The sequence below is a fragment of the Sphingopyxis sp. genome (assembly GCF_050725615.1).
Lineage (GTDB): Bacteria > Pseudomonadota > Alphaproteobacteria > Sphingomonadales > Sphingomonadaceae > Sphingopyxis.
The window spans coordinates 28,660-54,903 of sequence record NZ_JBOHHU010000009.1 but is presented as its reverse complement, the minus strand read 5'-3'; the positions used below and the strand labels follow the sequence as shown (position 1 = coordinate 54,903).

General features: G+C 67.5%; 23 protein-coding genes. 7 read left to right on the top strand and 16 right to left on the bottom strand.

Annotation, left to right across the window (positions count from 1 at the left end):
* Positions 1 to 9: 9 nt before the first annotated feature.
* Together ACREB7_RS03655 and ACREB7_RS03650 are read left to right on the top strand one after the other, a co-directional pair.
* Positions 10 to 1,503: a helicase HerA domain-containing protein gene (locus ACREB7_RS03655; RefSeq protein WP_431590931.1), complete on the top strand. Its 1,494-nt coding sequence runs from the start codon at positions 10 to 12 to the stop codon at positions 1,501 to 1,503.
* 65 nt (positions 1,504 to 1,568) lie between these two features.
* A complete protein-coding gene (locus ACREB7_RS03650) occupies positions 1,569 to 4,007 on the top strand; it encodes a serine/threonine-protein kinase (RefSeq protein WP_431590930.1) in 2,439 nt (812 codons plus the stop codon).
* Between the two features lie 275 nt (positions 4,008 to 4,282).
* On the opposite strand, the gene ACREB7_RS03645 is transcribed toward ACREB7_RS03650, so the two are convergent.
* Together ACREB7_RS03645 and ACREB7_RS03640 are read right to left on the bottom strand one after the other, a co-directional pair.
* Positions 4,283 to 4,771: an ECF-type sigma factor gene (locus ACREB7_RS03645; protein ID WP_431590956.1), complete on the bottom strand. Its 489-nt coding sequence runs from the start codon at positions 4,769 to 4,771 to the stop codon at positions 4,283 to 4,285.
* A 143-nt stretch (positions 4,772 to 4,914) separates the two neighbouring features.
* Positions 4,915 to 5,625, bottom strand: coding sequence for a 2OG-Fe(II) oxygenase (locus ACREB7_RS03640; RefSeq protein ID WP_431590955.1), 711 nt, complete (start codon positions 5,623 to 5,625; stop codon positions 4,915 to 4,917).
* 89 nt (positions 5,626 to 5,714) lie between these two features.
* Between ACREB7_RS03640 and ACREB7_RS03635 the strand changes: the two genes are divergently transcribed.
* Positions 5,715 to 7,382 (top strand): M20/M25/M40 family metallo-hydrolase, encoded by a 1,668-nt coding sequence (locus ACREB7_RS03635; RefSeq protein ID WP_431590929.1) that lies wholly within the window; start codon positions 5,715 to 5,717, stop codon positions 7,380 to 7,382.
* A gap of 105 nt (positions 7,383 to 7,487) precedes the next feature.
* Here the strand turns inward: ACREB7_RS03635 and ACREB7_RS03630 are convergent, their stop codons facing one another.
* Positions 7,488 to 8,375 (bottom strand): DMT family transporter, encoded by an 888-nt coding sequence (locus tag ACREB7_RS03630; RefSeq protein ID WP_431590928.1) that lies wholly within the window; start codon positions 8,373 to 8,375, stop codon positions 7,488 to 7,490.
* Positions 8,376 to 9,325: 950 nt separating this feature from the next.
* On the opposite strand from ACREB7_RS03630, the gene ACREB7_RS03625 reads away from it, so the two are divergent.
* A complete protein-coding gene (locus tag ACREB7_RS03625; protein ID WP_431590927.1) occupies positions 9,326 to 9,712 on the top strand; it encodes a hypothetical protein in 387 nt (128 codons plus the stop codon).
* A gap of 23 nt (positions 9,713 to 9,735) precedes the next feature.
* Here ACREB7_RS03625 and ACREB7_RS03620 read toward each other — a convergent pair whose 3' ends face one another.
* Both ACREB7_RS03620 and ACREB7_RS03615 read right to left on the bottom strand, forming a co-directional pair.
* On the bottom strand, positions 9,736 to 11,073 hold the full coding sequence (locus ACREB7_RS03620) for a PLP-dependent aminotransferase family protein (RefSeq protein WP_431590926.1): 1,338 nt from the start codon (positions 11,071 to 11,073) through the stop codon (positions 9,736 to 9,738).
* On the bottom strand, positions 11,066 to 11,521 hold the full coding sequence (locus tag ACREB7_RS03615) for a DUF983 domain-containing protein (protein ID WP_431590925.1): 456 nt from the start codon (positions 11,519 to 11,521) through the stop codon (positions 11,066 to 11,068). The genes ACREB7_RS03620 and ACREB7_RS03615 overlap by 8 nt, the downstream gene beginning before the upstream one ends.
* Positions 11,522 to 11,631: 110 nt before the next feature.
* Between ACREB7_RS03615 and ACREB7_RS03610 the strand changes: the two genes are divergently transcribed.
* Both ACREB7_RS03610 and ACREB7_RS03605 read left to right on the top strand, forming a co-directional pair.
* On the top strand, positions 11,632 to 12,207 hold the full coding sequence (locus tag ACREB7_RS03610; RefSeq protein ID WP_431590924.1) for a phosphoribosyltransferase: 576 nt from the start codon (positions 11,632 to 11,634) through the stop codon (positions 12,205 to 12,207).
* Entirely contained in the window at positions 12,200 to 13,225 is a 1,026-nt protein-coding gene (locus tag ACREB7_RS03605; protein ID WP_431590923.1) for an adenosine deaminase, read from the top strand. Before ACREB7_RS03610 ends, ACREB7_RS03605 begins: the two co-directional genes overlap by 8 nt.
* Here the strand turns inward: ACREB7_RS03605 and ACREB7_RS03600 are convergent.
* The 5 genes from ACREB7_RS03600 to ACREB7_RS03580 form a co-directional block, all read right to left on the bottom strand.
* Positions 13,222 to 13,686 carry a hypothetical protein gene (locus tag ACREB7_RS03600; RefSeq protein ID WP_431590922.1) on the bottom strand — a complete coding sequence of 155 codons (465 nt, stop codon included), beginning with the start codon at positions 13,684 to 13,686 and terminating at the stop codon, positions 13,222 to 13,224. The two genes, ACREB7_RS03605 and ACREB7_RS03600, sit on opposite strands and share 4 nt — an antisense overlap.
* A gap of 76 nt (positions 13,687 to 13,762) precedes the next feature.
* Positions 13,763 to 14,815 (bottom strand): rod shape-determining protein, encoded by a 1,053-nt coding sequence (locus ACREB7_RS03595; RefSeq protein ID WP_431590921.1) that lies wholly within the window; start codon positions 14,813 to 14,815, stop codon positions 13,763 to 13,765.
* A 180-nt stretch (positions 14,816 to 14,995) separates the two neighbouring features.
* A complete protein-coding gene (locus ACREB7_RS03590; RefSeq protein ID WP_431590920.1) occupies positions 14,996 to 16,540 on the bottom strand; it encodes a DHA2 family efflux MFS transporter permease subunit in 1,545 nt (514 codons plus the stop codon).
* Positions 16,541 to 16,548: 8 nt separating this feature from the next.
* Complete coding sequence (locus ACREB7_RS03585; protein WP_431590919.1) at positions 16,549 to 17,697, bottom strand: HlyD family efflux transporter periplasmic adaptor subunit; 1,149 nt, start codon at positions 17,695 to 17,697, stop codon at positions 16,549 to 16,551.
* Positions 17,697 to 19,124 (bottom strand): efflux transporter outer membrane subunit, encoded by a 1,428-nt coding sequence (locus ACREB7_RS03580; RefSeq protein ID WP_431590918.1) that lies wholly within the window; start codon positions 19,122 to 19,124, stop codon positions 17,697 to 17,699. Before ACREB7_RS03580 ends, ACREB7_RS03585 begins: the two co-directional genes overlap by 1 nt.
* A gap of 65 nt (positions 19,125 to 19,189) precedes the next feature.
* On the opposite strand from ACREB7_RS03580, the gene ACREB7_RS03575 reads away from it, so the two are divergent.
* Positions 19,190 to 19,825 (top strand): TetR/AcrR family transcriptional regulator, encoded by a 636-nt coding sequence (locus tag ACREB7_RS03575; RefSeq protein WP_431590917.1) that lies wholly within the window; start codon positions 19,190 to 19,192, stop codon positions 19,823 to 19,825.
* A 10-nt stretch (positions 19,826 to 19,835) separates the two neighbouring features.
* On the opposite strand, the gene ACREB7_RS03570 is transcribed toward ACREB7_RS03575, so the two are convergent.
* The 6 genes from ACREB7_RS03570 to ACREB7_RS03545 form a co-directional block, all read right to left on the bottom strand.
* Entirely contained in the window at positions 19,836 to 20,219 is a 384-nt protein-coding gene (locus ACREB7_RS03570) for a reverse transcriptase-like protein (RefSeq protein ID WP_431590916.1), read from the bottom strand.
* Positions 20,220 to 20,236: 17 nt separating this feature from the next.
* A complete protein-coding gene (locus ACREB7_RS03565) occupies positions 20,237 to 22,333 on the bottom strand; it encodes a TonB-dependent receptor plug domain-containing protein (protein WP_431590915.1) in 2,097 nt (698 codons plus the stop codon).
* Positions 22,330 to 23,172: a hypothetical protein gene (locus tag ACREB7_RS03560; protein ID WP_431590914.1), complete on the bottom strand. Its 843-nt coding sequence runs from the start codon at positions 23,170 to 23,172 to the stop codon at positions 22,330 to 22,332. The genes ACREB7_RS03565 and ACREB7_RS03560 overlap by 4 nt, the downstream gene beginning before the upstream one ends.
* A gap of 173 nt (positions 23,173 to 23,345) precedes the next feature.
* A complete protein-coding gene (locus tag ACREB7_RS03555) occupies positions 23,346 to 25,088 on the bottom strand; it encodes a M56 family metallopeptidase (protein WP_431590913.1) in 1,743 nt (580 codons plus the stop codon).
* Complete coding sequence (locus tag ACREB7_RS03550; protein ID WP_431590912.1) at positions 25,085 to 25,462, bottom strand: BlaI/MecI/CopY family transcriptional regulator; 378 nt, start codon at positions 25,460 to 25,462, stop codon at positions 25,085 to 25,087. The genes ACREB7_RS03555 and ACREB7_RS03550 overlap by 4 nt, the downstream gene beginning before the upstream one ends.
* A gap of 87 nt (positions 25,463 to 25,549) precedes the next feature.
* Positions 25,550 to 26,185, bottom strand: coding sequence for a TetR/AcrR family transcriptional regulator (locus ACREB7_RS03545; protein ID WP_431590911.1), 636 nt, complete (start codon positions 26,183 to 26,185; stop codon positions 25,550 to 25,552).
* Positions 26,186 to 26,244 lie beyond the last annotated feature (59 nt).

Genomic DNA, 26,244 nt, shown 5'->3' with positions numbered 1-26,244 from the left:
CAAACCATCGTGGACAGCAGCATCACCATCGGAACCGACGCCGCGCTAAATGCGGTCCGCATCGACGTGCAGGAACTGCTCGCGACGCGGCTGCTCGTGCAGGGCAATTCGGGGTCGGGCAAGTCGCACCTGCTGCGCCGCATCCTCGAGGAGAGCGCCGGCCTCGTCCAGCAGGTGGTGATCGATCCCGAGGGCGATTTCGTCACCCTCGCCGACCGTTACAACCATGTCGTGATCAACGCCGGCGACTATAGCGAGCGCGAGATCGCGGCGATGGGCGCGCGCATCCGCGAACATCGCGCCTCGGTGATCGTCGCGCTCGACACCCTCGACATCGAGGCGCAGATGAGCTGCGCCGCCGCCTTTTTGAACGCCCTCTTCGACGCCCCGCGCGAGCATTGGTTTCCCGCGCTCGTCGTCGTCGACGAGGCGCAGATGTTCGCCCCCAGCGCGTCGGGCGACGTCTCCGACACCGTCCGCCGCGCCAGCCTGTCGGCGATGACCAACCTCATGTGTCGCGGCCGCAAGCGCGGGCTCGCCGGCGCGATCGCGACCCAACGCCTTGCCAAGCTTGCGAAGAATGTCGCGGCCGAGGCGAGCAATTTCCTGATGGGGCGCACCTTCCTCGACATCGACATGGCGCGCGCCGCCGACCTGCTCGGCATGGAACGCCGCCAGGCCGAGGCGATCCGCGACCTCGATCGCGGCCATTTCCTCGGGCTCGGCCCCGCGATTGCGCGCCGCCCGGTGTCGATCCGCATCGGCGCGACGCAGACCGCGACCCGCGCCGGCACCCACAGCCTGCTGCCGCTGCCCGACGCCGAACCGCACGACATGCGCACGATGCTCTTCGCCGAGCTGGAGACGATGCCGCCGCCTCCGCCACCGCCGCCGAAACCCGTCCCCGCGCACGACCTGATGCGGCAATTCGCGGCGCACGACGACGACCTCGCGATCGCCGAAGCCGAACCCGACCCCACGCTCAGCCCCGAAGAGATCGAAGCGGCCGAGGCTGCGGCGGCCGCCGCCGCCGAGGATATCGAGGCCGGCATCGTCGCCGCGCTGCACGACATGCTCGCCGACCCCGACGGCGCCTTCCATCCCGAGGCATTCCTTTACCAGGATTTCTCGGTGCGCTGCCGCATGGCGCGGCTCGCGCGCGTGCCGCTCGACCTCGCGCAGTTCCGCCGCCGCTTCGCGCTGGCGAAGGGCGGCATCTTCGACCCCGCCGACCCGCGCTGGGCCGACCTGCTCGACGCCGCATCGCGCCTGCCCGACGACATGCTCGCGCCCTTCGTCCAGATCGGCCGCGCCGCGATGGAGGGCGAGGTCTGCCCCGACGACGACGCGCTCGGCCGCGCTTACGGCACGCGCTCGCCGGGGCGCATCCGCCGCCTCGTCGACTATATGGAAAAGCATGGCGCGGTCGTCGTCCGCTCGGACTTCGGCGGCCGCCGCTCGATCGGCATCCCCGCCTTGGGGCTCAGCACCGAGGCCGAATAACGCCCCGATTCCAGCGATTGACCTGACCTTTGCTTCGCTTACACCGATGGCAAGGGGGACATCATATGGCGGGACTCGACCGGGACGATTGGCAGGCGATCCAGGCTTTGTTCGATGAACTGGTCGACCTGCCCCCCGACACCCAGACCCAGCGGCTGACCCGGTCGGCGCACCCGCCCGAAATCATCACGGCGGTGCGCGGGCTGCTCACCGCGTCGCGCGGCGAGGGCATCCTCGACGGGACGCCCCCGCCGCTCGGAACCGAAGCCGCGCCCGCCGCTTACACCTCGCTCGCCGCCGGTCAGGATATCGGCGGCTTCACGATCGACCGGCTGATCGGGCGCGGCGGGCTGGGCGAGGTCTATCTCGCGCGCCGTGCCGACGCCGATTTCGACCAGAAGGTCGCGCTCAAGCTGCTCCGCGTCGACGCCGCCGAGCGCGCCGAAAGCTTCGCGCGCGAGCGCCGCCTGCTCGCGCGGCTCGACCATCCGGGGATCGCGCGGCTGATCGACGCCGGGGTCGCGCCCGACGGCCGCCCCTATATCGTCATGGACTATGTCGACGGGCAGCCGATCGACGCCTGGTGCCGCAGCCACGCCGCCGACCTCGACACAAGGCTGCGGCTGTTCCGCGAGACGTGCGATGCGGTCGCCTTCGCCCACGCCAACCTCGTCGTCCACCGCGACATCAAGCCCTCAAACATCCTGATCGACCCGGCGGGCAAGCCGCGCCTCGTCGATTTCGGCATCGGCAAATTGCTCGACGACAGCGCCGCCTTGCCCGCGACGACGCAGGCGATGCTCACCCCCGATTATGCCGCCCCCGAACAACTCGACGGCGACGAAGCGACGGTGGCGACCGACGTCTATGCGCTCGGCGTCGTCCTCTATGAGCTCGTCAGCGGCCAAAGCCCCTGGCGCAGCGACAAGGCGTCGGTCCCCGCAATGATCCGCCGCGTGCTCTATGAGGACGCCGCGCTGCCCAGCCGCGCCGCCGCATCGGGCAACGCGCCGGTCCCTGCGGGCAAGATCGGCGGCGATCTCGACGCGATCGTGATGAAGGCGATGCGGCGCAACCCCGCCGAACGCTACCTCAGCGTCTCGGCGCTGTCCGAGGACGTCGCGCGCCACCAGCAGTTCCTCCCCGTCCACGCCCGCGACGGGTCGACCCGCTATATGCTCGGCCGCTTCCTGCGCCGCTATCGCTGGGGCGTCGCCGCGACCGCCGCCGTCCTCGCGGCGCTGCTCGTCGGCGCCGGCGGCATCGCCTGGCAGGCGCGCGCGACCGCGATCGAACGCGACGCGGCACTGGCGGAGGCGAAAAGGTCGGAGGCGATCAACCGCCTGCTCACCGTCATGCTGCGCGACACCGCCGCCACCGACGAAGGCCAGACCGCGACCGTCAAGCAGATGCTCGACCACACCGCCGACAAACTCGCCAATTCGCTCGACCATAGCGCGGAATCGGCGGTGCTCGTCGGCACTTTGTTCAACCTCTACGTCAATCTGGAAGACAACGCCGGCTCCTACGCCCTCGTCAGCCGCGCGCTCGAGCGCGGCGTCGGCAGCGACAGCCCCGCCGCGACCGCCGATCTGATGGTCAAAAAGGCGGCCGCCGCCGCCGTGATCGGAAACACCGACGAAATGCCGAAGCTGCTCGCCTATGCCGAACGCGTGTTCAGCCCCGATCCGGTCCGCTACCGGCTGGAAATCGTCGAGCTGAAACAGGCGCAAGCGCAATATCTGCGCCGGACCGGCAAGACGCAGGAGGCGATCGATCTGCTCATCTCGACCCTCCCCGATGCCGAGGTGGTGTGGAAGGAAAACCACCGCGACGTCATCGCCATCTACAACAATATCCTCGTCTATATGATCGAGACCAGCCAGCTCGACGCGATGCCGCCGATCTTCGCGCGGGCCGATGCGCTGATCGCGCGGTCGGACGAAAGAAACAGCCCATCCGACCTCAATATCCGGCAGTTGAAGGCGCTGCGCCTGATCCGGCTCGGCAAACCCGCCGAGGCAGAACCCCTGCTCCGCGGCATCGTCGCGCAGCGCCGGGCCACGCTCGGCGAATCGGCGGGGCTCGCGGTCGACCTTGTGCAACTCAGCCGCGCCCAGGTCCCGCTCGGCAAATATGCCGACGCGCGCAAGGCGCTCGAAGAAGCCTATCCGATGGCCGCCGAAAATCTTTCGCCCAAGGCGATGCCGACGATCATCATCGGCGCCTCGCTCGCCGAGGCGCGCGCCGAAACCGGCGATATCGAGGGCGCGCAGGCGCTGATCACCCAGTTGCAGCCGTTATTCGACGCCGTGCCCCCCGGCGTGCCGACCGCCGTGCTGGGCCGCGCCCGCGCCGTCCTGCGCCTGAAACAGGGCCGGATCGCCGAAGCGCGCAAGGAAATCGACGCCGCCGAGGCGCTGTTCCGCCAAGCCGGACCCGGCGGCGAAGCCTATCTCAAATCCGCCGCCACCCTCCGCGCCCGGATCGCTGCGGCGGGATAGCGCCCAACGCCGTTTCGTCCCCATGGGGAGGCGAATGGCAGCTTTGGGGTGGGGAGCGGTCACAGCCTCCTCTCCCCTTGAGGGAGAGGATAGCGCAGCTTGCTCCTTCAGGAGCTAGCGAAGCTTGGTGAGGGGGAGCGCCGTCAGCGGATGCAAAACCCCGTCACAACTGCGGCCAGGCAGCAAGCGGAACCCCGGAGCCAGCCAGCGCCGACGGTTGAGACGACGCCCCGGCAAAGCCCGTCGGCCCGGACACCTCCCGATCGGAAAAGCCCTCAGACCGCCGCCATCTCCTGGTGAATCCATGCCCGCGCCTGCACCCACCAGCGCCGCACCGTGCGGTCGGTGACCCCCAGCACATCGGCGGTCTCGCGCTCGTCCATCCCGGCAAAGAAGCGGCAATCGACGACCTGCGCCAGATTGGCGTCCTGCCGCTTCAGCGCCTCGAGCGCCTCGCCCAGTTTCAGCACCTGCTCGTCCTCGGGCACCGCCGCCGCCAGCGAATCGAGGCTCTGGGTGAAGCTGTAGGTCGGCGCCCCGCGCTTCGACGCCAGCCGCGCCCGCGCCGCGTCGATCAAGATGTGCCGCATCGCGGTCGCCGCGCAGGCGAGGAAATGCGACTGGCTTTCCCACCCGTCGGCGCGGCGCAATTTGACATAGGCCTCGTTGATCAGCGCCGTCGTCTGCAGTGTCTGCGGCCCGCCGGCGCGATAATGCTCGCGCCGCGCGATCGTCTTCAGTTCGGCATAGAGGCTCGCGACCAGCGCATCGGCGGGACCGGGCAGGTCGTCCTCGGGGGGCGTATCCGGATCGATCGACTTTCCCCCGCAATGCGGCCCGCCAGCAAGCCTGACGAGATGATTTTATGCGGGCAGACCAGCAGTTTGGCAAGCGGGCTTCGCGTGCGTCACCCCGCGTCGTGCAAGATGATCCCCAACACCCGCCGCCGCCCCGATCGCAGCGCGCTCACCCCGTGCCGCATCGCCACCCGGTAATCGCCCCGGCTCCCGCGCACCGGCCGCGCATTGACCGCGAAGATCACCGCATCGCCCTTGGCCAGCGGCACGACGGCGGCGCGCGACTGCATGCGCGGGCGCTGCTCGGTCAGGATGAACTCGCCCCCCGCAAAATCGGTCCCCGGGGCCGACAGCAGCACCGCGATCTGCAACGGAAACACATGCTCGCCATAGAGGTCCTGGTGCAGGCAATTATAATCGCCCGGGCCATAATCCAGCAGCAACGGCGTCGGCCGCGCCTGCCCCGCCGCGTGGCAGCGCGCCAGGAAATCGGCATGGGCTTCGGGAAAGCGCACCCCCATCCCCATCCGTTCGTGCCAGCGGTTGGCGATCGGCGCCAGCCGCGCATAAAGCGCCGCGCGCAGCCCCGCGACCGGTTCGGGCAGCGGATAGGAAAAATAGCGATATTCGCCGCGCCCGAACCCGTGCCGCGCCATATGGACATGGCTGCGAAACCCCTCGGCCGCATCGTAACGCGCCGCGAGCCCGTCGCATTCGGCAGCGCCGAGCAGCCCCGGCACCACCGCCCACCCCTCGGCATCGAGCGACGCGGAGAGCGCGGGCCAGTCGATCGCGGCAAGGCGGGTGGCGAGCGTGGGCATTGTTTCCATGGTCATGTCCGGGCTATGCCGTCCCGCACCCCCGGCCGCGCCCCGTTTCTTGCGGCCAAAGCCAACGGACGCCCTGAACCATGACCTTCCGCCTCACCGCCGCCCTCTGCCTCGCCGCGCTGGCCGGTCCCGCCTCGGCGCAGACCGCCCCCGCCATCTCCGCCGACAACCTCAACGAAACCGTCCGCACCCTCGCCTCCGACCAGTTCCAGGGCCGCGCCCCCGGCACGATCGGCGAGGAACGCACCGTCGGTTATCTCATCGGCCGGCTCCAGGCGCTCGGGCTCGAACCCGGCGGCGTCGATGGCGGCTGGACCCAGCCCGTGCCCCTGCTCCACACCGCGCTCGCCTCGCCGACCAAATTGCAGTTCGAGCGCGCGAGCCATCACAACTACCAGCCGCTCGTGCAGGGCACCGACATCTATGTCTCGACGCTCCAGCCGGTCGATATCGCGACCGTCGCCGCGGCCCCGCTGGTCTTCGTCGGCTATGGGGTCAGCGCCCCCGAACGCGGCTGGGACGATTTCAAGGGCGTCGACCTCAAGGGCAAGGTGGCGGTCTTCCTGATCAACGACCCCGATTTCTCCGCCGCCGCGGGCGAACCCGTCGCCGGCAAGTTCGGCGGCAAGACGATGACCTATTACGGCCGCTGGACCTACAAGTTCGAGGAAGCCTCGCGCCGCGGCGCGATCGCCGCGCTGATCGTCCACGACAGTGACGGCGTCGGTTACGGTTGGAACGTCGTCAAGAGCGGCGGCGGCGAAAACTACGGCCTCGTCGTGCCGCCCGAAAAGCGCACCAGCCTGCAGCTGCAGGGCTGGATCGCGCATGACGTCGCCGACAAATTATTCGCCGACATCGGGCTCGACCTGGGGCAGCTGCGCACCGCCGCGCGCCGCGCCGACTTCCGCCCCGTCGAGCTGCGCGGCGTCACGCTCGAGGCCACGATTCCGGTGAAGCATGAGGTCGTGCAGAGCCAGAATGTCCTCGCCAAAATCTCCGGCGCCAAACGCCCCGACGAGGTGGTGATGTATGGCGCGCATTGGGACGCCTATGGCGCGGGCAAGCCCGATGCGCAGGGCCGCATCTACCGCGCCGGCGCCAATGACGACGCCCTCGGGGTCGCCGGACTGTTCGAGATCGCCCGCGCCTTTAAGGCGTCTCCAGTGCCCGACCGCAGCCTCGTCTTCGCCTTCTGGACCGCCGAGGAACGCGGGCTGCTCGGCTCGGAGGCCTATGCGCAGAACCCGATCTACCCCGTCGAAAAGACCGTCGCCAACCTCGGCCTCGACATCCTCCAGACCGCCGGCAAGGCGAAGGACGTCATCCTCGTCGGCAAGGGACAGGGCAGCCTTGAGGACGACCTCGCCCGCCTCGCCGCCGCGCAGGGCAGAACGGTGAGCGTCGAGAGCTTGCCCGAACGCGGCCTCTTCTACCGCGCCGACCATTTCTCGATGGCCAAGCGCGGCGTGCCCGTCCTCTTGATGATGGACATCGCCGGGGCGTCCGACCTCGTCGTCGGCGGCAAGGCGGCGGGCCAGAAGTGGGTCGATGACTATACCGGCAATTGTTACCATCAGGCCTGCGACGCCTGGGACGAGAGCTGGAACCTCGACGGCGCGGTGCAGGATATCGAGCTCTTCCGGCAGATCGGCGACGAACTCGCCCATTCGCCCAAATGGCCGGGCTGGAAGGACGGCAGCGAGTTCAAGGCGATCCGTGAGACGAGCGCCGCTGCGCGCAAATAACACCGCCAAAACGGCCCTCCCCGTCAGGGAAAGGCAACGAGATGGCGCGTGGTCGCTTCGCTGGCCACCCAGCCCGAACCCGCCGCCTTCAGGAGAGAGGAACGCCTAGCGCACCTCGCGCTCGACCAGCAGCTCGGTCGCGGGTTTGCGCCGCAGCGCGACGATCAGCACGCCAATCATCGCCAGCCCGCCACCGATCGCCATCCGCAGGTCGAAATGATCGTGGGTGATCCACACCCCGAAACCGATCGTCGCGAGCGGGGTCATCAGCGTCAGCGGCGCGAGCAAATTCGCCTCATAACGGTCGATCAGGTAATAATAGACCGAATGCGCGCCGACCGAGACGATCAGCGCGGTGAACAGTACTGCGGCGAGGAAGGGCCAGCCGACCGCCAGCGCTGCCGCCGCCTGCCCCTGCTCGATCGTCGCCGAGGCCAGGCCCAGCACGCTCACCGACACCAGCCCGACCCACGCCTGGAAGCGGAAAGGCGCGACATTATCGACCTGCTTCATCAGCACCGCCCCCACCGCCCCCGAAAAGGCCGAGGCGGCGACGAGCCACAGTCCCGTCGACAGCGCGAAGCCCGGCCGCCAGGTCACGATCAGCACCCCGATGAGCGTCAGCGCGATCCCCAGCCCGCGCCGCCAATGGATGCGCTCGCCGAGCACGAGCACCGACAAAAGCATCGTGAAGGGCACCCCCAGCTGCAGCACGATCGCGGCGGCCGAGGGCGAGGTGGTCTTGAGCCCGACGAACAGCAGCGCAAAACTGCCGCCGCCAAGGCACAGCGCGATCGCGACGATCCGCCACGCCGGGCGCGGCATCGGCAGCAGCCAGGGCAGCATCACCAGCGCGACGACCGCGAAGCGCAGCGCCGCATAGAAAAGCGGCGGGATCGCCCAGCTGTCGACGATGATCTTGCTCAGCACATTGTTGAACGCCCAGATCAGGCACACCGCAACAAGGAGGAGGAAGTCGCGAACGCGCACCATTTCACCCGCTTGGCGGAAAGCCGACCGTCCGCCCTTGCCGGGGCGTTAGCAGATAGGACGGATCATGGAACCCGCAGAACCGGGTAATAGCTATGCGGACTGGCCGGGCCCGCTCTGACAAGCCGGCGATGACGAATGGCCGCTTTCGGGCGTTAGCTGCCATTCCTTTTTCGTCACCCCGGACTTGATCCGGGCTCCCGCTCCGCAACGTCTGCAAAATGGATTTCACGCAAAAGCGCAAAGGCGCGAAGAGGTCGTGCCCGCCGCAAAGCGGCTTCTTCATCGATGCTGGGGCACGATGCCGCGACGATAGAAAGGCGACCTTGCGGTCGCGGGCCAGCTTCTTTGCGCCTTTGCGTCTTTGCGTGAAATAACTGGCCGAACCTATCGGCATCACCTCGGCGGAACGTCAGCAACCGACCCATTTCAATCATCGCTTTGAACTGGCGGGATGGCTAAAACTAGGCGCTCAAGATGACTTGAGTCAGAAGGAGCGACGATGATCGAGCACCACGGCAGCTGCCATTGCGGGCAGGTTCACTTGGTACTCCGCGACGAGCCAACCGAAGTCAGCGAATGCAATTGCTCGATTTGTCGGCGTACCGCCGGACTGTGGCACTATTGCCAACCGAAATTGGTCACGGTCGAGGGAGAGGGAGTAGCATACCAGCAGGGTGATCGCGCACTCGACACGTGGCACTGCCAAGCCTGTGGCTGTACGACACACTGGACGCCAACGGATCCCGATTACCAGCGCATGGGAGTCAATCTAAGGATGTTCGAACCGGATTTGTGGCGCGATTTGCCGCGTCGTCTTGTTGATGGCGCGTCTTACTGAAAAAGCCGCCCCTAACCAGCCAACTCCATCTCCCGTACCGTCAGCCACCACACCGGCGGATCATTCGCGCGTGACCGATTGCGGGCGTAACAATTTTGTCTAGTTTGCGCGGATGTCGAAGCCTCACATTCTGCCAACCGTCATTCTCGCAATGGGCTTGTTCGGCTGCGGACCAGCAGAAGAGGAGCCAACTCCCTCCATCGAAGCGAAAGCCTATTTCGATGTTTCTGCGGATGCCAAGGCCTGTGATCGTATAACGGCATCGCTCGTGGCTGGGGGCGATTTCAAAGCAACGGACATCGCCGGTTGCGACGGAATAATCGATAGCGCAAATCCGCCAGGCTTCCGGGTAACTCGTGTCAATGGATACTGCCACGAAGAGATGTGCGGCAGCGTATTGTTGGGCTGGTTTGCGGTGAAAGAAGATAGCGGCCAAGTTTTCGAGGTCGCGGATGTAGGGGATTGGAAGCTTGGTTCGGAAGTCACGCCCTCTCGCTGACGTCCCCACCCCAAACCAGCCCCCTACCCCGCCAACTCCATCTCCAGCACCGTCAACCCGCGCACGAGCGTCTCGCGCGTCACGGCGCCGCCCAGCGACACGCGCAGCGCCGCGCCGCCGCCCTCGCCCGCTGCAAAGGCGTCGGCGGTGATTGCGGTGACCCCGACCCCGCGCAGCGCCTCGGCGATACGCCCTTGGTCGGTCCCGGTCGGCAGCGGCACCCACAGATGATAGCCGCAGCCATGCGCGGCATAGGATCCTGCGGGCAATATCTCCGCCGCCAGCGCCTGCCGCGCCACCGCCTCCGCCCGCGTCTCGGCGACCAGCCGGTCGTAGCTGCCGTCCTCCAGCCAGCGCGTCACCAGCGCCGCGTCGAGCGGCGGCGCCATCACGCAGCTTTTGTGCACCTCGGCGGCCAGCGCCAGCGCCTCGCGCACCGACGGCGCCCGGACATGCGCGACGCGCAGCGCGGGCGACAATATTTTCGAACAGCTCGCCACATAGGTCCCCAGCTCGGGCGCAAAACTGGTCAGCGGCGCGATCGCCCGCTCGGGAAGCCGGCCATAGGCGTCATCCTCGATGATCCGCACCCCGTGCCGCCGCGCCACTGCGGCCAGCGCCCGCCGCTCCGCCTCATCCAATGTCCGCGTGGTCGGATTGTCGTTGGTCGGCACCACATAAAGCGCCGACACCTTGGTGGTCCGGCACAGGGCATCGAGCGCGTCGGCGTCCATCGCCGCGAGCGGCGCGAGTTTCAGCCCCGCCTTGCGCGCCAGTTGCAGGAACACCGAGTAGACATGGGTGCCGCACGCGACCACATCGCCCGCTTTCAGCGTCGCGGCGACGATCGCGTGCAGCGCGTTCTGCGCTCCGGCGGTTACGATCACCTCGTCGGCCGCACAAGCGAGCCCCAACCGTTCAAAAATCTCCACCCCTGCGGCGCGATCCGCAGCGCGCCCGCCCGCCGGCGTATAATGGAGCCGCCCGCCCGCGCCCGGCGCGCGCAACAGCGCGCTCGCCGTCCGCTCCCACGCCGCCAGCAGCGACCCGCCCGCGACCTCGGGCGGCATGTTCATGCCGGTGTCGAGCGGCGGCGGTCCCGCCGCGATCGCCTCCTGCGGCAGCACAAAGCTCCCCGCCCGCCCGCGCGCGCCGATCAGCCCGCGCCCGCGCGCCTGCTCATACGCCTTGGTGACCGTCGTCAGGTCGATCCCCAGCCGCGCCGCGAGATCGCGTTGCGGCGGCAGGCGGTCGCCCGCGCGCAGCTGGCCGCTCTCGACCGCCGTGGAAATCGCGTCGGCGATCGCCAGATATTTGGCGCCCGGCGTTTCGCTCAGGTCGGGAACCCAGGTCTCAGGCATCGCTCTCGCTCACCAACTCCCCCTTGGCCCGCGCGTGCTTTTCGCGGGCATTGAGGCCCGCCCACAGCGCGCCGGTGCCCGCTTCCTGCGCCTTGTTCACATATTGCGAGGCGACGAGCCAGCCCTTGATCGGCTGCAGCACCAACAGGCACGGGATGATCATCAGCGGCACCGAGGTCAGCAGATGCACCCACCACGCCGGGTTTAGCGCCACCTCGAACCACACGACGAGGAACAGCAACGGAAAGGCGACGAAGCACAGCGAAAAAAACGCCGGTCCGTCGTCGGGCGCCGCGAAATCATAATCGAGCCCGCACGCCTCACACTGGTCGCTGACCTTCAGCCAGCGCCGGAACATCTTCCCCTCGCCGCAGCGCGGGCACTGCCCGTGCAGCCCGGTCCGATAGATCCACCGCCATTTGTCGCCGCCTTCAAGCTCGCCTGTCATCGACTCGATACCTTCTCAAATCCATACACAATACCATACATAATAGCGGACATAACAAATGTCCAGCGCTCGTCTTGCGGGCGGCGGTGCAGGCGATTACGCCCCCTTCCATGAGCGACGAGAAAATCTACATCGACGCGAATCATCTGCTCGCCGATTCGCTCCGCCTTGGCATGCAGGTCGTCGACAGCGGCTTCAAACCGACGCATTTGGTGGGCATCTGGCGCGGCGGCGCGCCGGTCGGCATCGCGGTGCAGGAATTGCTCGACTATCACGGCCAGCACTGCGACCATATCGCGATCCGCACCTCGTCCTACCACGGCATCGACCGGCAGGACGCAAAGGTCAAAGTCTTCGCGCTGGGCTATCTCATCGACACCCTCGATCCCGAGGATCGCCTGCTCATCATCGACGACGTCTTCGACAGCGGCCGCAGCATCCGCGCCTTCATCGCCGAACTCAAGGCGCGCTGTCGCCACAACATGCCGCGCGACATCCGCATCGCCACCGTCTATTATAAACCGCGCCGCAACGTCACCGATCTGCGCCCCGATTTCTTCGTCCACGAAACCGATCAGTGGCTGATCTTCCCGCACGAGATCGACGGCCTGACGGTCGAGGAAATCCGCCGCCACAAGCCCGAGGCGGCGATCATCCTGCGCGAGGAAGGAAGCAACGATGCCTGACGGGTTCGCCTCATCCGAAGACCGCGCCGCGTTCATCGCGGCGCTGCCCAAGGCCGAGCTCCACCTCCATATCGAGGGCAGCCTCGAACCCGAACTGATGTTCGCGCTGGCGCAGCGCAACGGCGTCGCCATCCCCTTCGCCAGCGTCGATGAAGTCAGGGCGGCCTATGGATTCTCGAACCTCCAGGACTTCCTCGACATCTATTACCAGGGCATGGGCGTGCTCATCACCGAGCAGGATTTCACCGATCTCACCGCCGCCTATCTCGCCCGCGCCCGTGCCGATAACGTCCGCCACGTCGAAATCTTCTTCGACCCGCAGGGCCACACCGAACGCGGGATCAAATTCGAGACCGTGATCACCGGCATCACCCGCGCGCTCGACAATGCGAAGACGCAGTATGGCATCAGCTCAAAACTGATCCTGTGTTTCCTCCGCCACCTCAGCGAGGCCGACGCCGAAGCCACCCTCGACGAAGCGCTGCCATATCTGGACCGCATCGACGGCGTCGGCCTCGACAGCAGCGAGGTCGGCCACCCGCCGTCGAAATTCGCCAACGTCTTCGCCCGCGCCAAGGGCCTGGGCCTCAAAATCGTCGCCCACGCCGGCGAAGAAGGTCCGCCCGAATATGTCCATGAGGCGCTCGACATCCTCCGGGTCGACCGCATCGACCATGGCAACCGCAGCCTCGAAGACCCCGCCCTCGTCGCGCGGCTCGCCGCCGAGGGCATGACGCTCACCGTCTGCCCGCTCTCGAACCTCAAGCTCTGCGTCGTCGACGACCTCGCCGCCCACCCGCTCCGGACGATGCTCGACGCCGGCCTCGCCGCGACGGTGAACAGCGACGATCCCAGCTATTTCGGCGGCTATGTCGGGGCCAATTATCTTGCGGTCGCGGACGCCCTCGACCTGTCGAAAGACGAGCTTGTGACCTTGGCTCGCAACAGCTTCACCGGCTCTTTTCTGGACGACGCCGACAAGGCGGCGCATCTCGCGGCGATCGAAGCCTGTGCCTAAGCTGCGGCGGGCACGAGCATTTTCAATCCCTGCAGCCTGACGATCTCGCCACCCTCCCACACCGGCGCCGCGATCAGCCGCATCCAGCGCCGCGCGCCGGTCACGGGCGCGATCTCGGCGTCGAGGGTGAAACCGCGCCGGTGCCGGATCGCATAGGCGCGCAGCGACTCCATCGCCGCGCGCGACCCTTCGCAATAGAGCGCCACCGTCTCGTCGCGCGACACGCGCGCGCCGTCGGGAAGGCCGAAAATCGCATAGACTTCGCGCGACCAGGTCAGCCGGTTGTCGGCAAGCTCACAGCTCCATTCGCCGGGCCTCGCAAGTCCCGGCGGCAGACTCCGTCCAGCGTCGGCGACGGCCAGCCCCGCGTCATAATCGTGCAACTGACCCAGCTCGAAGTGCCGGGCGCGCTCGTAAAGCGGCCAGCTGTGATGGATCGGCAAGGGATGGGTATGTCGCACGTCCGCTCCTCGGATCGGACCCTTACGCTAATCGCCACCGACTAACAATGTGTGACCATCCCGCCGTCGCGCGCCGTCATCCCGCGATCAGCACCCCATGATAGGCCGGGTCCTCGAACGCCATCCCGGCGCCCGTCGCGACACAGGTCAGCGGATCCTTCGCGACCCGCACGTCCAGCCCCGTCGCCCGCGCGATCGCTTCGTCCATCCGGCCGAGCAGGGCGCCGCCGCCGGTCAGCGTGATCCCTTCATCGATAATGTCGGCCGACAATTCGGGCGGCGTCTGTTCGAGCGCGGCGCGCACCGCGCTCACGATCTGGCCGACCGGCTCGGCGAGCGCCTCGGCGATCTCGGCCTCCGACACGCGGATCTCGGCGGGGCGGCCGTTCACGAGGTCGCGGCCCTTGACGCTGATCACCATGCCCTCGCCCTCGGGCGCCACCGCGCAGCCGATCGCCAGCTTGACGCGCTCGGCGGTCATCTCGCCGATCATCAGATTATGTTTGCGACGGATATAGGAGGAGATCATCTCGTCCATCTTGTCGCCGCCGACGCGCGCCGAATTGCTGTAGGCGACACCGCTCAGCGACAGCACCGCGACCTCGGTCGTGCCGCCGCCGATGTCGACGACCATCGCCCCGCGGGGCTCGGCGACCTGCAGCCCGGCGCCGATCGCCGCCGCCAGCGCTTCCTCGACCAATTGCACCGACACCGCGCCGGCATTGGTCGCGGCGTCGCGGATCGCGCGGCGCTCGACCATCGTCGACCCCGACGGCACGCAGATCACGACGTTGCTGCGCCGCCGCAGCCGGCTCGCGCCGCCGAGCACCTTGTCGATGAAAAATTTGATCATCTGCTCGGCGACGTCGATGTCGGCGATGACGCCATCGCGCAGCGGGCGGATCGCCTCGATATTGCCGGGGGTCTTGCCCATCATCAGCTTGGCGTCGTTGCCGACGACCTTGACCCGCCGCACGCCGTCGCGCGTTTCGAGCGCGACCACGGACGGTTCGTTGAGGACGATGCCCTGGCCGCGGGCATAAACGACGGTATTCACGGTGCCGAGGTCGATCGCCATGTCATGCGCGGACGCGCCAAAGCCATGGCTGAAACGATGGAAAAAACTCATGGGGGGTGCGGACCCTTTTGGCGGCGTTCGGGGGGGCGGGTCCGACCGGCCACCCGCGCCCGCACCCGCTATCCCAATCGCTTGCGGGGCGCGCGGGGGTGCGTCAACCGGCGCCATAGCCGGGCCGTTGGTTAATCAGGATCGAACGAAATCGGCGCGCCAGAGCGTGCAGCGGCCGCGTCAGTGCGAGGCGCCCATCGACACCTGTTTGGGCAAGGGCGCGCACCAGACCGCGATCGCGGCGACCACGAACACGACTCCGGCGGCAAGGAACAGGTGCAGCACACCGATCGTCGCCGCCTGCACATCGACCAGCCGCTCGATCGCCGCGCGCGCCTGTTCGAGGGTCAGCCCGGCGCGCTGCATCAGGTCCATCGTCTCGGCGGTGCCGTTCATATGGCCGACCAGTTCGGATCGGGCGACGCGATTCTCCGTGTCCCACGCCGAGGTCGCGACCGCCGTCCCGATCGCGCCCGACAGCGTACGGAGAAAGCTCATCAACCCCGCCGCCGAGGTCTGCTTGTCGGGCGGCACCGAACTCAGCGCGAGCGCGGTCAGCCCGACAAAGAAAAAGGGCATGCCCATCCCCTGCAGCAGATGCGGCAGCGCAAGCGTCCAATAATCGACATCGGCGTTCCAGCTTGCGCGCAGGATCGAGATGAAGGCCATCCACAAGATGCCCGCGCTGATCGAGAGGCGGATGTCGACCTTGCCGATCAGCCCCGCCGCCACCGGCGACAGCAGCACCGCGAACACCCCGATCCACGCGACAATATAGCCGGTCTCGGTCGCGGTATAGCCCGCGACCTGCTGCAGCCAGAGCGGGGTCAGCACCACCTGCGCAAAAAAGGCCCCGAACCCCAGCGAGATCGCGACCGTCGCAAAACTGAACCCGCGAAAGCGAAAGACCCGCAGGTCGACGACCGGGTTGGCGTCGGTCAGCTCCCAGATCACAAAGGCGGCAAAGGCGATCGCGGCGGTGATCGCGAGGGCGACGATCCAGGTCGATTCGAACCAGTCATGCTCGCGCCCGGTATCGAGCATCAACTGGAAGGCGCCGACCGACAGCACGAGCAGGATCAGCCCGATCGTGTCGATCCGCGCCTTCGCGCGCTTGGTCTCGAACGGCCGCAGCAGGCTGGCGACCCCGAAGGCGCACAGCGCCACGACGGGGATGTTGATGAAGAAGATCCAAGGCCAGCTCCAATTGTCGCTGATCAGCCCGCCCAGGATCGGCCCGAGGATCGGCGCCGTCGTCGTCGTCATCGCCCAGATCGCAAGCCCGATCCCGGCCTTTTCCTTCGGGAAGATGCGCAGCAGCAAGATCTGCGACAGCGGCATCAGCGGTCCGCCCGACAGGCCCTGCAGGATGCGGAAGATGACCAGCCCGTCCAGCGTCCGCGAAACCCCGCACAGGATCGAAAAGACGCCAAAGCCGATGATCGAATAGAGGAACCAGCGGACCGTGCCGAAGCGCATCGCGAGCCAGCCGGTCAGCGGCACGCTGATCGCATCGGCGACCGCATAGCTGGTGATGACCCACGTCCCCTGCGTCGGCGACACCGCCAGCCCGCCGGCGATATGCGGCACCGACACATTGGCGATGGTGGTGTCGAGCACGACGACGAAATTGGCCAGCGCCAGCGCAAAGGCGGCGGCGAACAGCCGCACCCCGGTCAGCGGCGCGGGCTCGTCGGACAGGATGGAGGTGGCGGCGCTGGCCATGGTTCAGCTCATTTGCCGCGCGTGTCGATCGTCGCTTCCATCGACAATCCGACGCGCAGCGGATGCGCTTTCAGCTCCTTGGGGTCGAGCGCGATGCGCACCGGCAGGCGCTGCACCACCTTCACCCAATTGCCCGTCGCATTCTGCGCCGGGATCAGCGAAAAGGCCGCGCCGGTCCCGCCGGCGATGCCGACCACCTTGCCGTGGAAGACGACATCGTCGCCATAATAGTCCGACACCAGCTCGACCGGCTGGCCCATGCGAATGTCCTGGAACTGGCTTTCCTTGTAGTTGGCGTCGACATAGGCAGTCGAAATCGGGACGATCGTCATAATCGGCGCGCCCGCCGCGATCCGCTGCCCGACCTGCACCTGCTTGTTGGTCACGATCCCGTCGACCGGCGCGCGGATCACCGTGCGCGCCAGATCGAGCTCGGCCTTTTCCAGCCGCGCCTGCGCCGCCGCCACATCGGGCGCACTGTCGATCGTCGTGCCGCGCGTCAGTGCCTCGGCCGCGCCGAGGTCGCCCGCCGCCGAGCCCTGCGTCGCCTGCGCCGACGCGATTCCGGCCGACGCCAGATCGCGCGCCGCCGTCGCCGACTGCAGCGCCGCCCGGGCCGAGGTGATTTCTTCGCCCGACACCGCACCGGTACCTGCGATGCTCTCGCGCCGCGCCAGTTCGGCGCGTGCCTTGTCGACCGCCGCATTGGCGTCGCGCAGCCGCGCCCGCGACTGGTTCACATCGGCGCCGCGCGCCGCGACGCGCGCCCGCGCCGCATCGGCATTCGCCCCCGCCTGGCCATAGCGTTGCCGCGCCAGCCGCAGCGCGGCCTCGGCATCGGCGACCGCCAGCTTCGCATCGGCATCGTCGAGGATCACGAGGACGTCGCCCTTCTTCACCGCCTGCGTGCCCGCGACGCGCACCTCCTGCACCGGTCCCGCGACGAGCGCGGTCACCACGGCGGAATCGGCGCCGACATAGGCATTGTCGGTATGCACGCGCCCGGCTTGGGTCAGGAAATACCAGGCCGCCCAGATCAGCGCGGCGACCACCACGACGATCAACAGGATGCGCAGGAATTTCGCGCGCGCGGCGCCATTGCCTTCGGCCTGTTCGGGGGAGGTTTCGGCGGGGATCGCAGCCGTATCGTCGGCCATCATAGCTCTCCTGTTGAAGTCTTGCTCCGATAGCCGCCGCCCAGCGCACGGATCAGGCTGATGTCGAGCGCCAGCTGCCGCGCCTCGAGGTCCGCCACCGCACGCGCGAGCGCGACCTGGCTATCCTCGGCGGTCAGCTGCACGATCTGGTTCGACAGCCCGGCGCGATAGCGCAGCCCGGCCAGTTTCGACGCCTCGCTCGCCGCCGCCAGCGCCTCTCGCCGTTCGGCGAGCTGGCGCGCATTCGCACTGCGGCTGGCGACGATATCGGCAACATCGCGCAGCGCCGCGATCAAGGTCCGGTCATAGGTCGCGACGGCGACGTCATAGTCAGCGCGTGCGCCGCGATAGCGTCCCTGCAAGCGCCCGCTGTCAAAGATCGGCAGGCTCAGCGCGACCCCGCCATTGCCATATTCGGATCCCTTGTCGAACAGGTTGGACAGGCCCAGCGACTGCAGACCGACCAGCGCCGACAGGCTGATGTTCGGATAGAAATCGGCGCGCGCGACGTCGATGCGCTTCGCCGCCGCTTCGCCGCGCAAACGCGCCGCAACGATATCGGGGCGCCGCCCGATCAGCGCGATGCCCGCATCGGCCGGCAAACCCGCCGACGGTACGGCGAGCGTCGGCCGCATGATCGCCAGCCCGCGATCGGGGCCGGCGCCGACCAGCGCCGCGATCCGGTTGCGGGTCAGCGCGATCGCTTCCTCGAGCGCGACGACGTCGCCGCGCGCGGCGGCGGCGCGGCTCTCGGCTTGTCGCTGCGCCGCCTGGTTCTCGATCCCCGCTCTCGCGCGCGCCGCCGACAATGAGGCGCTCGCCCCGCGCACCCGCACCGCATCCTGCGCGACATCGAGCGCGGCGAACTGCCCCGCCAGATCGGCATAGGCGCCTGCGATCCCGGTGCTCAGCATCAACCGCGCCTGCGCGGCGTCGACCCGCGCCGCCTCGGCTTCCGAGGTCGCCGCCGCCAGCGCCGCGCGATTGCGGCCCCACAGGTCGAGATCGAAGCCGAAGGTCGCGGCGACATGTCCGGTATCCTGGATTCCGTCGGGCACGAACTGCGGCGGAATGCCCAGATTCTTGCTCTGCTGCGTGCCGCCCGCACTGGCCTCGACGCCGACGCGCGGGCCCAGCGCCGCGCCGGCCTGCTGCGCCAGCGCATCGGCGGCGCGCACCCGCGCGGCGGCGATCGCGACGTCGGGCGAACCCGCCAGCCCCTCGTCGATCAGCCCGGTCAGCTGCGCGTCACCGAACCCCTGCCACCATCCCTCGACCGGCCACGCGCCCGCCGCATCGGCAAAGGAGGCGTTCGACGCCAGCGACTCGGGCGCGACGGGAACCGGCTTCGGCCCGACGTCGGGGGTCGCAACGCAGCCCGCGAGCAGGCCGAAAACTACGGTGGTCAAAAAAAATCTGCGGGGCATGGCATCCAACGATACTAGCTGGTATCATGCGCCATTGAACTGCGGACGATAAGTTGTCAATCGAAATGATACCAGACAGTACGACCACTTTGGACGATGCCACTGCGGCGCGGCGCAAGGCCTTTGTCGACGCCGCGCGCGCGCTGTTTTTGGCGAACGGCTATAGCGGCACCACCATGTCGTCGATCGCCGCCAAGGTCGGCGGGTCGAAGACAACGCTGTGGACCTATTTCCCGTCGAAGGAGGACCTGTTCGCGGCGGTGGTTGACGAAATCGTCGGCGAATATGGCACCGCGCTGCACGTCGACCTGCCGGTCGACCAGCCGGTGGTCGAGGTGCTGACGCGCTTCGGCAATGTGCTGATGGCGGCGCTGGTCACCACACCCCTGCTGTCGCTGTTCCGCCTCGTCGTCGGCGAGGCCGAGCGCTTTCCGCATCTCGCCGAAACCTTCTATGATCGCGGCCCGCGTCGCGGCAAGGCGCGCGCCGCGATCTGGGTCGCCGCCAAGATGGCGCGCGGCGAATTGCGTCAGGGCGATCCGATGCAGGTCGTCCGCCATTTCGCTGGCCTCTGTCAGTCGGGCCTCTATCAGCACGCCGTGCTCGGCCTTCCCGAAGGCCGCGAAACCCACCGCCTCGCCGCCGAAGTCGATGCGGCGGTCGAAACCTTCTACCGCGCCTGGGGCCCCGAAGCGCGCTGACCCGGAACGATCAGCGCCCGTGCCGCCGCGCCAGCGCGATCCCCGCCAGATTCTGCGTCCGCTTGGTATGCCGCACGCGCGGCATCGGCCCGTCGCCGACGAGCGCGAGATAGGCCGCCAGATGGACCACCGCACCGCCGCGCGCCGGCGCCGTCCCGTTCGCCTGCGCCACCACAGCGGCAGCATCGCCGAGCAGGGTAAAATCGGCCAGCCCGCGCGCCCGCGCCAGCCGCAGCGCCGCGATCAGCGCCAGCCATTCGGCGTCGAAACTGCTGCCCTGCCCTGCGTCGCCGTCGATCTCCGCCACCCCGCCGCAAACGACGGCGATCTCCATCGCCCCCGGATTGGGCCGGGCGCCCCCGTCGAAATAGATTTTGGTTCGCCGCGTCGTCACGCAGCGACCCTAGCGATTCAGAATTTCCCGCGCACCGAGAAAGCGAAGACCGGTCCGATCAGCCGGTTGCGCTCCTCGACGAAGGCGATATCGCTCTCGCCGCGCACCCCGGTATAGACGGTACGATCACGCTTCGAGCGTGCGTTCGCGATGTTGGCGAGTTGCGCCCGTACCGTCAGTCCCATCACATTCTTGTGCTCGATATAGGCTGCGGCGAACCACGGGCCTTCCCACGTCTTGTCGACCTGGTTGCGGCGATAGTTCGGCTGGTAATGCCCATAGTTGGCGCTCGCGCCCAAGGCGATATCGCTGCCCGGGATGTCGTACCGCGTGCCGAGTTCGATCACGGTATCGGTGAACCCGCTCCACTGGCGCTTCTCGCCGGTGAAGGGATCGCGCAGCGAGCTTTTCTGCAGCAATACCCGCGTCTCGAACTTCATGCCCTTGATGCCCGCCGGATCCATGTTGATCGTCGCGGTCCAGTCGATCGCCCCGGCCTTCGCCTTGGCGATATTGCCCACCGCCTCGCCATCGACCCCGACCGGCACGACATCGACGCGATCCTCGACGTCGCGATAGATCAAGATGACCTTGGTCGATCCCCAGGCGCCGAACTTCTTGTTGATCTCGGCCTCATAGCTCCAGTCCTGCTGGGGCCGGAGGTCGTTGTTGCTCTCATTCTGATTGCCGTCGTTGAGGAAGGCGCGCGCGAGGAAATCGTAAAAGGACAGCTGCAGCACGCGCCGCCGGATCTTCAGCGATGCGTCGAAATCGGCGGTCGGCGTCCAGGCGAGCGACAGCGACCCCTTCGGCCGCGAAAAGGTGCGGGTCAGGCCGTTGACCCCGGTCTGGGTAATCGTCGAATGCTCGGCGCCCGCGACGATCTGGAACGACAATTTGTTCGTCAGCTTGCGTCCGAAGCTCAGCAGCCCTTCATAACGATCCTCGCTGACCCCGCCGGTGCCACCCGGAAAGGGTATGTCGACGAACACGCCATTCTCAAGCTCCGCGATCGACGCAACATTGTCGAGCGTGTTAAACGCCGCCTCGCCCGACAGCTGCCAGTCGCCGCCGAACATCTTCCATTGATATTCGCCGCGCGCGATCGTCTCGCCCAAATCGCCGGTCTGCGCGAAGCGGTCGCCCTCGGCCGACCGGCCGTCGGCAAAGGTCGTGACGATTTCCTGTGAGTAGGGCTCGTGGCTGAACCGCCGCAGTCCGATCAGCTTGAGCTTGCCCGGCCCGACGCCGAATTGATAATCGCCGCTGACCTCGTAATTCCAGCTGTCGGCATTTTCATAGACAGTGCGCAACCGGTCGGGCTGGCCGGGGCCGGTGCGGACGCCATCCTCATAATAGCGGTCATATTTGCGCTGATAATGGCCACCGAAATTGGCGACCGTGTCGCCGGCGGGATCCCAGGTGATCCGCCCCGACAGCTTGGGCGTGTCATAATGGGTGTTCCAGATATCCTTGCGCCGCTCGATGATCTGACCCGCGCCATTATAGATCAGCGTCGGTCCGCCCGCGCCGCTGCGCGCCGATTCATCATTGTTGAGCGACGCCTCATATTCGACATCGCCCTGCCGCCCGCGCACCGACACGTCGCCGCGCGTGAACAAGGGATCGGTATAATGCGCCCGAAACTCGGGCTTCCACGAAAATTGGCCCGAAAAACTGTCGGCGCGATAGACGATGTTCGCGACTTGCCCCGACAATCCGGGAATATCGAGCGTCGCGCCGTCGACGATCTCGATCCGCTCGACATTGCCGGCGGGGATGCGCGACAATTGCGTATACATGTCGTCGCCCTTGTTCGACGGCCTTTCGCCGTTGAACAGCACATTGCCCGTCGCCTGCCCCAGCCCGCGCAGATTCTCATTGTCGCGGATCGAAAAGCCCGGGACCTGGTTGAGCATGTCATAGGCGTTTTTCGGCGCGTAGCGCGCGAAGTCGGCGGGAGCGTAAACCTGCCGCGCCGCACTGCTCGCGCCGCCGGCGGGCGCTGCGGTCGGCGCCGGCGGCGGGGTGTCGCCGGTCGGCGCCTCCTGCGCCGCGACCGGGGCCGCAACCAGCGCCGCCGCGATCGCCGACAGACTGATCAGCGGCTTCACTGGCCACCCCCGGTGCCGCCGTTCATGGCTTTTGCATATGCCCCGGTCACGCCCATCGCCTTCATCCCGATCACATCTTCCGCCGATAATTTTTCATAGCCCGCCGCCGCCAGCTCGCGCACATAGTCGCCGGTGACGCCCAGCGCCTTCATCGCGGTCACATCGTCGACCGACAGCCCGGCGAAGCCCGCCGCGTTGAGATCGCGGACATAATCGCCCGTCACGCCCAGCGCGCGAAAAGCGACGGCATCGTCGATCTTGTGGAGCGCCAGCGACGTGCCCTTGAACCCGCGCACATAGTCGGGGGTGACCTCGAGCGCGCCCGCCGCAATCAGGTCGTTCGCATCTTGGGGCGTCACCCCCTCGGCGGCCAGCCCGTCGGCGAGTTCGATCGTCGCATCGACGATCAGCATCGCGAACAGCTCGTCGCGCTTCTCGGGCGTCAGCCCGCGCGCTGCCAGCGCCCGCTCGAATCCGGCGTCGGGCGCGAAGCTGCAGCTTCCCTTGCCCACAAAGGCCTTCGTCAGCGTGCCGGTGCAATCGAGTGTGCCGGCTTCATGGACCACCGAAAACCGCACCGGCCCGCTGCCGCCGAGCGCGGCGCGCGCGGCGTCGAACTCGGGCCGCTTCGCCGCCAGCGCATCGTCGAGCGACAGGTCGCTGCTCGACTTGGCGTGCGCAAGCCGCAGCTTGGGCGCGCCCGCCTTGCCGGCATCGGCGTCGACGGTCCAGCGAACCTCGCCCTTTTCCTGAGCCGCGGCGGTCGCCGGCTGGCCGGGTCCGGCGCACGCCAGCACCGACATCAGCATCAAGCCGGGCGCAATCATCATTGTCTTCATGGCAACACTCCTCCCTTCGTGCGCCAGACGAGCGTCACCGCTCGCCGCCGCAACGACGTTTCAAAAGAAACTTTCGATCAGTGACCCCTCAGTACGGACGAACGTCCGGACGTTATTGGGCTTTTGCGGGCGCATGCCCGAACATCATCAACCTCGTGCGGACGAACGTCCGGCTATCGGTTGTCGGGTACCTCGGGCGGCTCCGGCGGCTCGGGAACCTCGATGCGCGCCACCCGGCCGTCGGCCGATCGCGCCTCGATCACGCCGCCGGGACCCACGCTGACCGTCGCCGACCTCTCGCCCCTGGGTCCTTTGGCCGCCTTCACCGCCACCGGTCGGCGCGGACCGGGAACGGCACGGAGTGCGATCGCGTCGTCCGCGTCGCGCATGGTGACCCCGGCGCGCTGCATGTCGGTGACGAAGTCGCAATCGACCCCCATCGCCTTCAGCGCGATCAGATCGTCCATCTGGACCCCCGGGAAATGCGATTTCATGTCGCGGGCAAAGGCGGTGTTGACCCCCAGCTGCCGCGCCCCGACCAGTTCGCCGATGTCGGCGTTGGGGACGATCGCGCGCATCGACCGCACATAGGACGCGTCGATACCCGACGCCTTGGCGGCGATCATGTCGTCGGCGTTGATCGGTACCCCCTGCTCGCGCATCTCGGCGACATATTCGGGGGTCACCCCGACCGCGCGCAGGCTGACCAGCTCCTCGGCGGTGAGTTTCCGCGACGTCGCGGCAGCGGCCACCGCCTGATCCTCGGCGGTCGCTTTGGCAGCCACCGCCGACCGCGACGCTGCCACCGCCTCTTGCCGCGCCGCGACGGCGACCGCGCGGCTTTCCTCCGCTGTCTTTTGCGCTTCGGGTGCGGTGGCGGAGAAAGCGGCGAGCGGCACCGTCAGCCCGACGAGCAGCAGGAAGCTGCCCAGCATCCAGCCGCCGCTCGCGGGTCCGCGCTTCAGGCTGCCGTCGAGCACGCGGGTGATCCGGCGCTTGAGGCTGCTCTTGGCCGGCGCCACACCATGCGCCGCCAATAATGCGGCCTTATTATCGTGGCGCGCCGCGCCGACCAGCAAGGTCGCATAATCGGGGCCGTCGATGTCGGCCATCAGCACGGCATCGTCGGCGGCTTCTTCGCGCAATTGGTGGCTCTCGCGCGCCAGCATCCACACGAAGGGATTGAACCAGAACACCGCGCAGGCAACCCGCGCGCCGAGCAATTTCGCCCAGTCGAGCCGCGCGACATGCGCCAGCTCGTGCGCGATGATCGCCTCGGCCTCGCCCGTCGCCTGCACCGCCTTGGGGCTCAGCACGATCGTCGGGCGCAGCACCCCCCAGCTGATCGGCGAACGCAATTCCTCGCTCACCAAGAGCGCGGTGCCATGTTTGAACCCCATGCGCCGCTGCGCCTCGGCGAGCGCCGACAGCCACGACGGCTGCACCAGCACCTCGGCGCGCCCGCGCATCGCGAACAGGCGGACGACCGCGAGCAGCATCACGCCGACCAGCAGGATGAGCGGGATCGCATAAAGAAAGGGGGCAATATCGCCCAGCGACGCCAGCACGACCGGCGGCGAACCACCCGCATCCACCACGACAGGGACTGAGGTCGCGGCGGGCGCGGCAAGGTCGGCCGCCGGTCCCCCTGTTGTCGCCAGATCGCTGGCCGCGAGTGCTGCGGGGGCAGCGGCGGCGAACCATTCGGCCGGCAGCGGCGCCCATTTCGGCAGCAGCAGGATCGCCGCAGGCAGCGCGAGCAGCGCGAACAGCCCGCTATGCGCGATCATCGAGCGTTCGCCCGACGAGCGCGACCGCGCGAGGCGCAGCAGCAGCAGCGTACCCCCCGCGACTGCGGCGGATTTCCACGCCAGGCCCAGCAGCATCGAAGCGGTGATCACCATCTCCGGCATCATTTTGCCCTCCCTTCGCGCGCCTGCGCGATCAGTTTTTCCAGCTCGTCGAGTTCGTCGCCGCTCATCTCGTCCTGCATGCCGAGCAGCGCGGCGGCGGCGCTCGTCGCCGATCCGTTGAAAAAGACGCGCACCACCTGGCCCAGCGCCGACTTGCTCGCGGCTTTCTCGGGCACGCTCGGCGCATAGACGAAGCCGCGCTCGGACTGTTCACGCGCGACAAAACCCTTGCCCTCGAGCCGCTTGAGCATCGCCCGGATCGCCGACCCCGACAGCTCGTCGCTCAGCGCCTCGGCAATTTCGGTCACCGTCGATGCGCCGCGTTCGTACAGGACGTCGACGATCTCGCGTTCCCGGGGTGGCAAACTGGTCAGCATCCGAATCACCTCATGCGCTACATTTGTAGCGTGCTACATTTGTAGCGCATGCTTGGCAAGGGGTTTTATTCGGGTAATACACATGGACTAGAGCGACTGCGGAAAATCGGTGAAATCCTGGCGCGCTACCCGCTTGGCCAGCGCCGCGATCGCCCCGGCATCGACCGTTTCTCCCAGCGCCAATATGCGAAAATAGAGCGGCGCCGATCCCGATTCGAGGACATCGCGCGGCGAAGCGCCGACCGGAATTTCGCCCCGCGCAATCGCGCGCGCGACGATGTCCCCGCTCACCGCAAAGCGCTCTTCCCAGAAAGCGCTCCGCATCGCCTCATAGTCGGGATCGATATCGCGCCGCATGGCGAAGGCATGGAAAAGATCCTGCGTCAGCGGCTGCATCAGGACCTCCGCGATGCTCGCGAGCAGTTGCGCCAGGTCGCCCTCAAAGGAGCCGGTATCGGGCGTCGGCACCTTGGCGCGCATCTCGCTCAGCATGATATCGAGCATCAGTTCGGACTTCGCCGGCCAGCGCCGATAGATGGTCGTGCGGTTCACACCCGCGCGCGCCGCGATTTCGGGAATTTCGACCCCCGCGTAACCGCGCTCGGCGAGCAGTTCCAACGCGGCCTTGTGGATCGCCGCGACCACTTTCGTCGCCCGCCCGCCCGGCCGGGTCCCGGCACGCTGTGTCTCGCTGGCTGCCGACGTGGCATCGATCTTCGACATTCGGGTTGCACCTCGTCACTATAGCAACTATAGTTGCGTTTATAGCATAGGGCGAACGG

Bases quoted from the DNA above. Each gene is read 5' to 3' on its own strand.
- ACREB7_RS03650 (WP_431590930.1), top strand. From the start codon at position 1,569: ATGGCGGGACTCGACCGGGACGATTGGCAGGCGATCCAGGCTTTGTTC.
- ACREB7_RS03615 (WP_431590925.1), bottom strand. From the start codon at position 11,521: ATGACAGGCGAGCTTGAAGGCGGCGACAAATGGCGGTGGATCTATCGG.
- ACREB7_RS03545 (WP_431590911.1), bottom strand. From the start codon at position 26,185: ATGTCGAAGATCGATGCCACGTCGGCAGCCAGCGAGACACAGCGTGCC.
- ACREB7_RS03605 (WP_431590923.1), top strand. From the start codon at position 12,200: ATGCCTGACGGGTTCGCCTCATCCGAAGACCGCGCCGCGTTCATCGCG.
- ACREB7_RS03580 (WP_431590918.1), bottom strand. From the start codon at position 19,124: ATGCCCCGCAGATTTTTTTTGACCACCGTAGTTTTCGGCCTGCTCGCG.
- ACREB7_RS03630 (WP_431590928.1), bottom strand. From the start codon at position 8,375: ATGGTGCGCGTTCGCGACTTCCTCCTCCTTGTTGCGGTGTGCCTGATC.
- ACREB7_RS03560 (WP_431590914.1), bottom strand. From the start codon at position 23,172: ATGAAGACAATGATGATTGCGCCCGGCTTGATGCTGATGTCGGTGCTG.
- ACREB7_RS03635 (WP_431590929.1), top strand. From the start codon at position 5,715: ATGACCTTCCGCCTCACCGCCGCCCTCTGCCTCGCCGCGCTGGCCGGT.
- ACREB7_RS03610 (WP_431590924.1), top strand. From the start codon at position 11,632: ATGAGCGACGAGAAAATCTACATCGACGCGAATCATCTGCTCGCCGAT.
- ACREB7_RS03595 (WP_431590921.1), bottom strand. From the start codon at position 14,815: ATGAGTTTTTTCCATCGTTTCAGCCATGGCTTTGGCGCGTCCGCGCAT.
- ACREB7_RS03590 (WP_431590920.1), bottom strand. From the start codon at position 16,540: ATGGCCAGCGCCGCCACCTCCATCCTGTCCGACGAGCCCGCGCCGCTG.
- ACREB7_RS03575 (WP_431590917.1), top strand. From the start codon at position 19,190: ATGATACCAGACAGTACGACCACTTTGGACGATGCCACTGCGGCGCGG.
- ACREB7_RS03640 (WP_431590955.1), bottom strand. From the start codon at position 5,625: ATGCCCACGCTCGCCACCCGCCTTGCCGCGATCGACTGGCCCGCGCTC.
- ACREB7_RS03555 (WP_431590913.1), bottom strand. From the start codon at position 25,088: ATGATGCCGGAGATGGTGATCACCGCTTCGATGCTGCTGGGCCTGGCG.
- ACREB7_RS03550 (WP_431590912.1), bottom strand. From the start codon at position 25,462: ATGCTGACCAGTTTGCCACCCCGGGAACGCGAGATCGTCGACGTCCTG.
- ACREB7_RS03625 (WP_431590927.1), top strand. From the start codon at position 9,326: ATGTCGAAGCCTCACATTCTGCCAACCGTCATTCTCGCAATGGGCTTG.
- ACREB7_RS03620 (WP_431590926.1), bottom strand. From the start codon at position 11,073: ATGCCTGAGACCTGGGTTCCCGACCTGAGCGAAACGCCGGGCGCCAAA.
- ACREB7_RS03585 (WP_431590919.1), bottom strand. From the start codon at position 17,697: ATGGCCGACGATACGGCTGCGATCCCCGCCGAAACCTCCCCCGAACAG.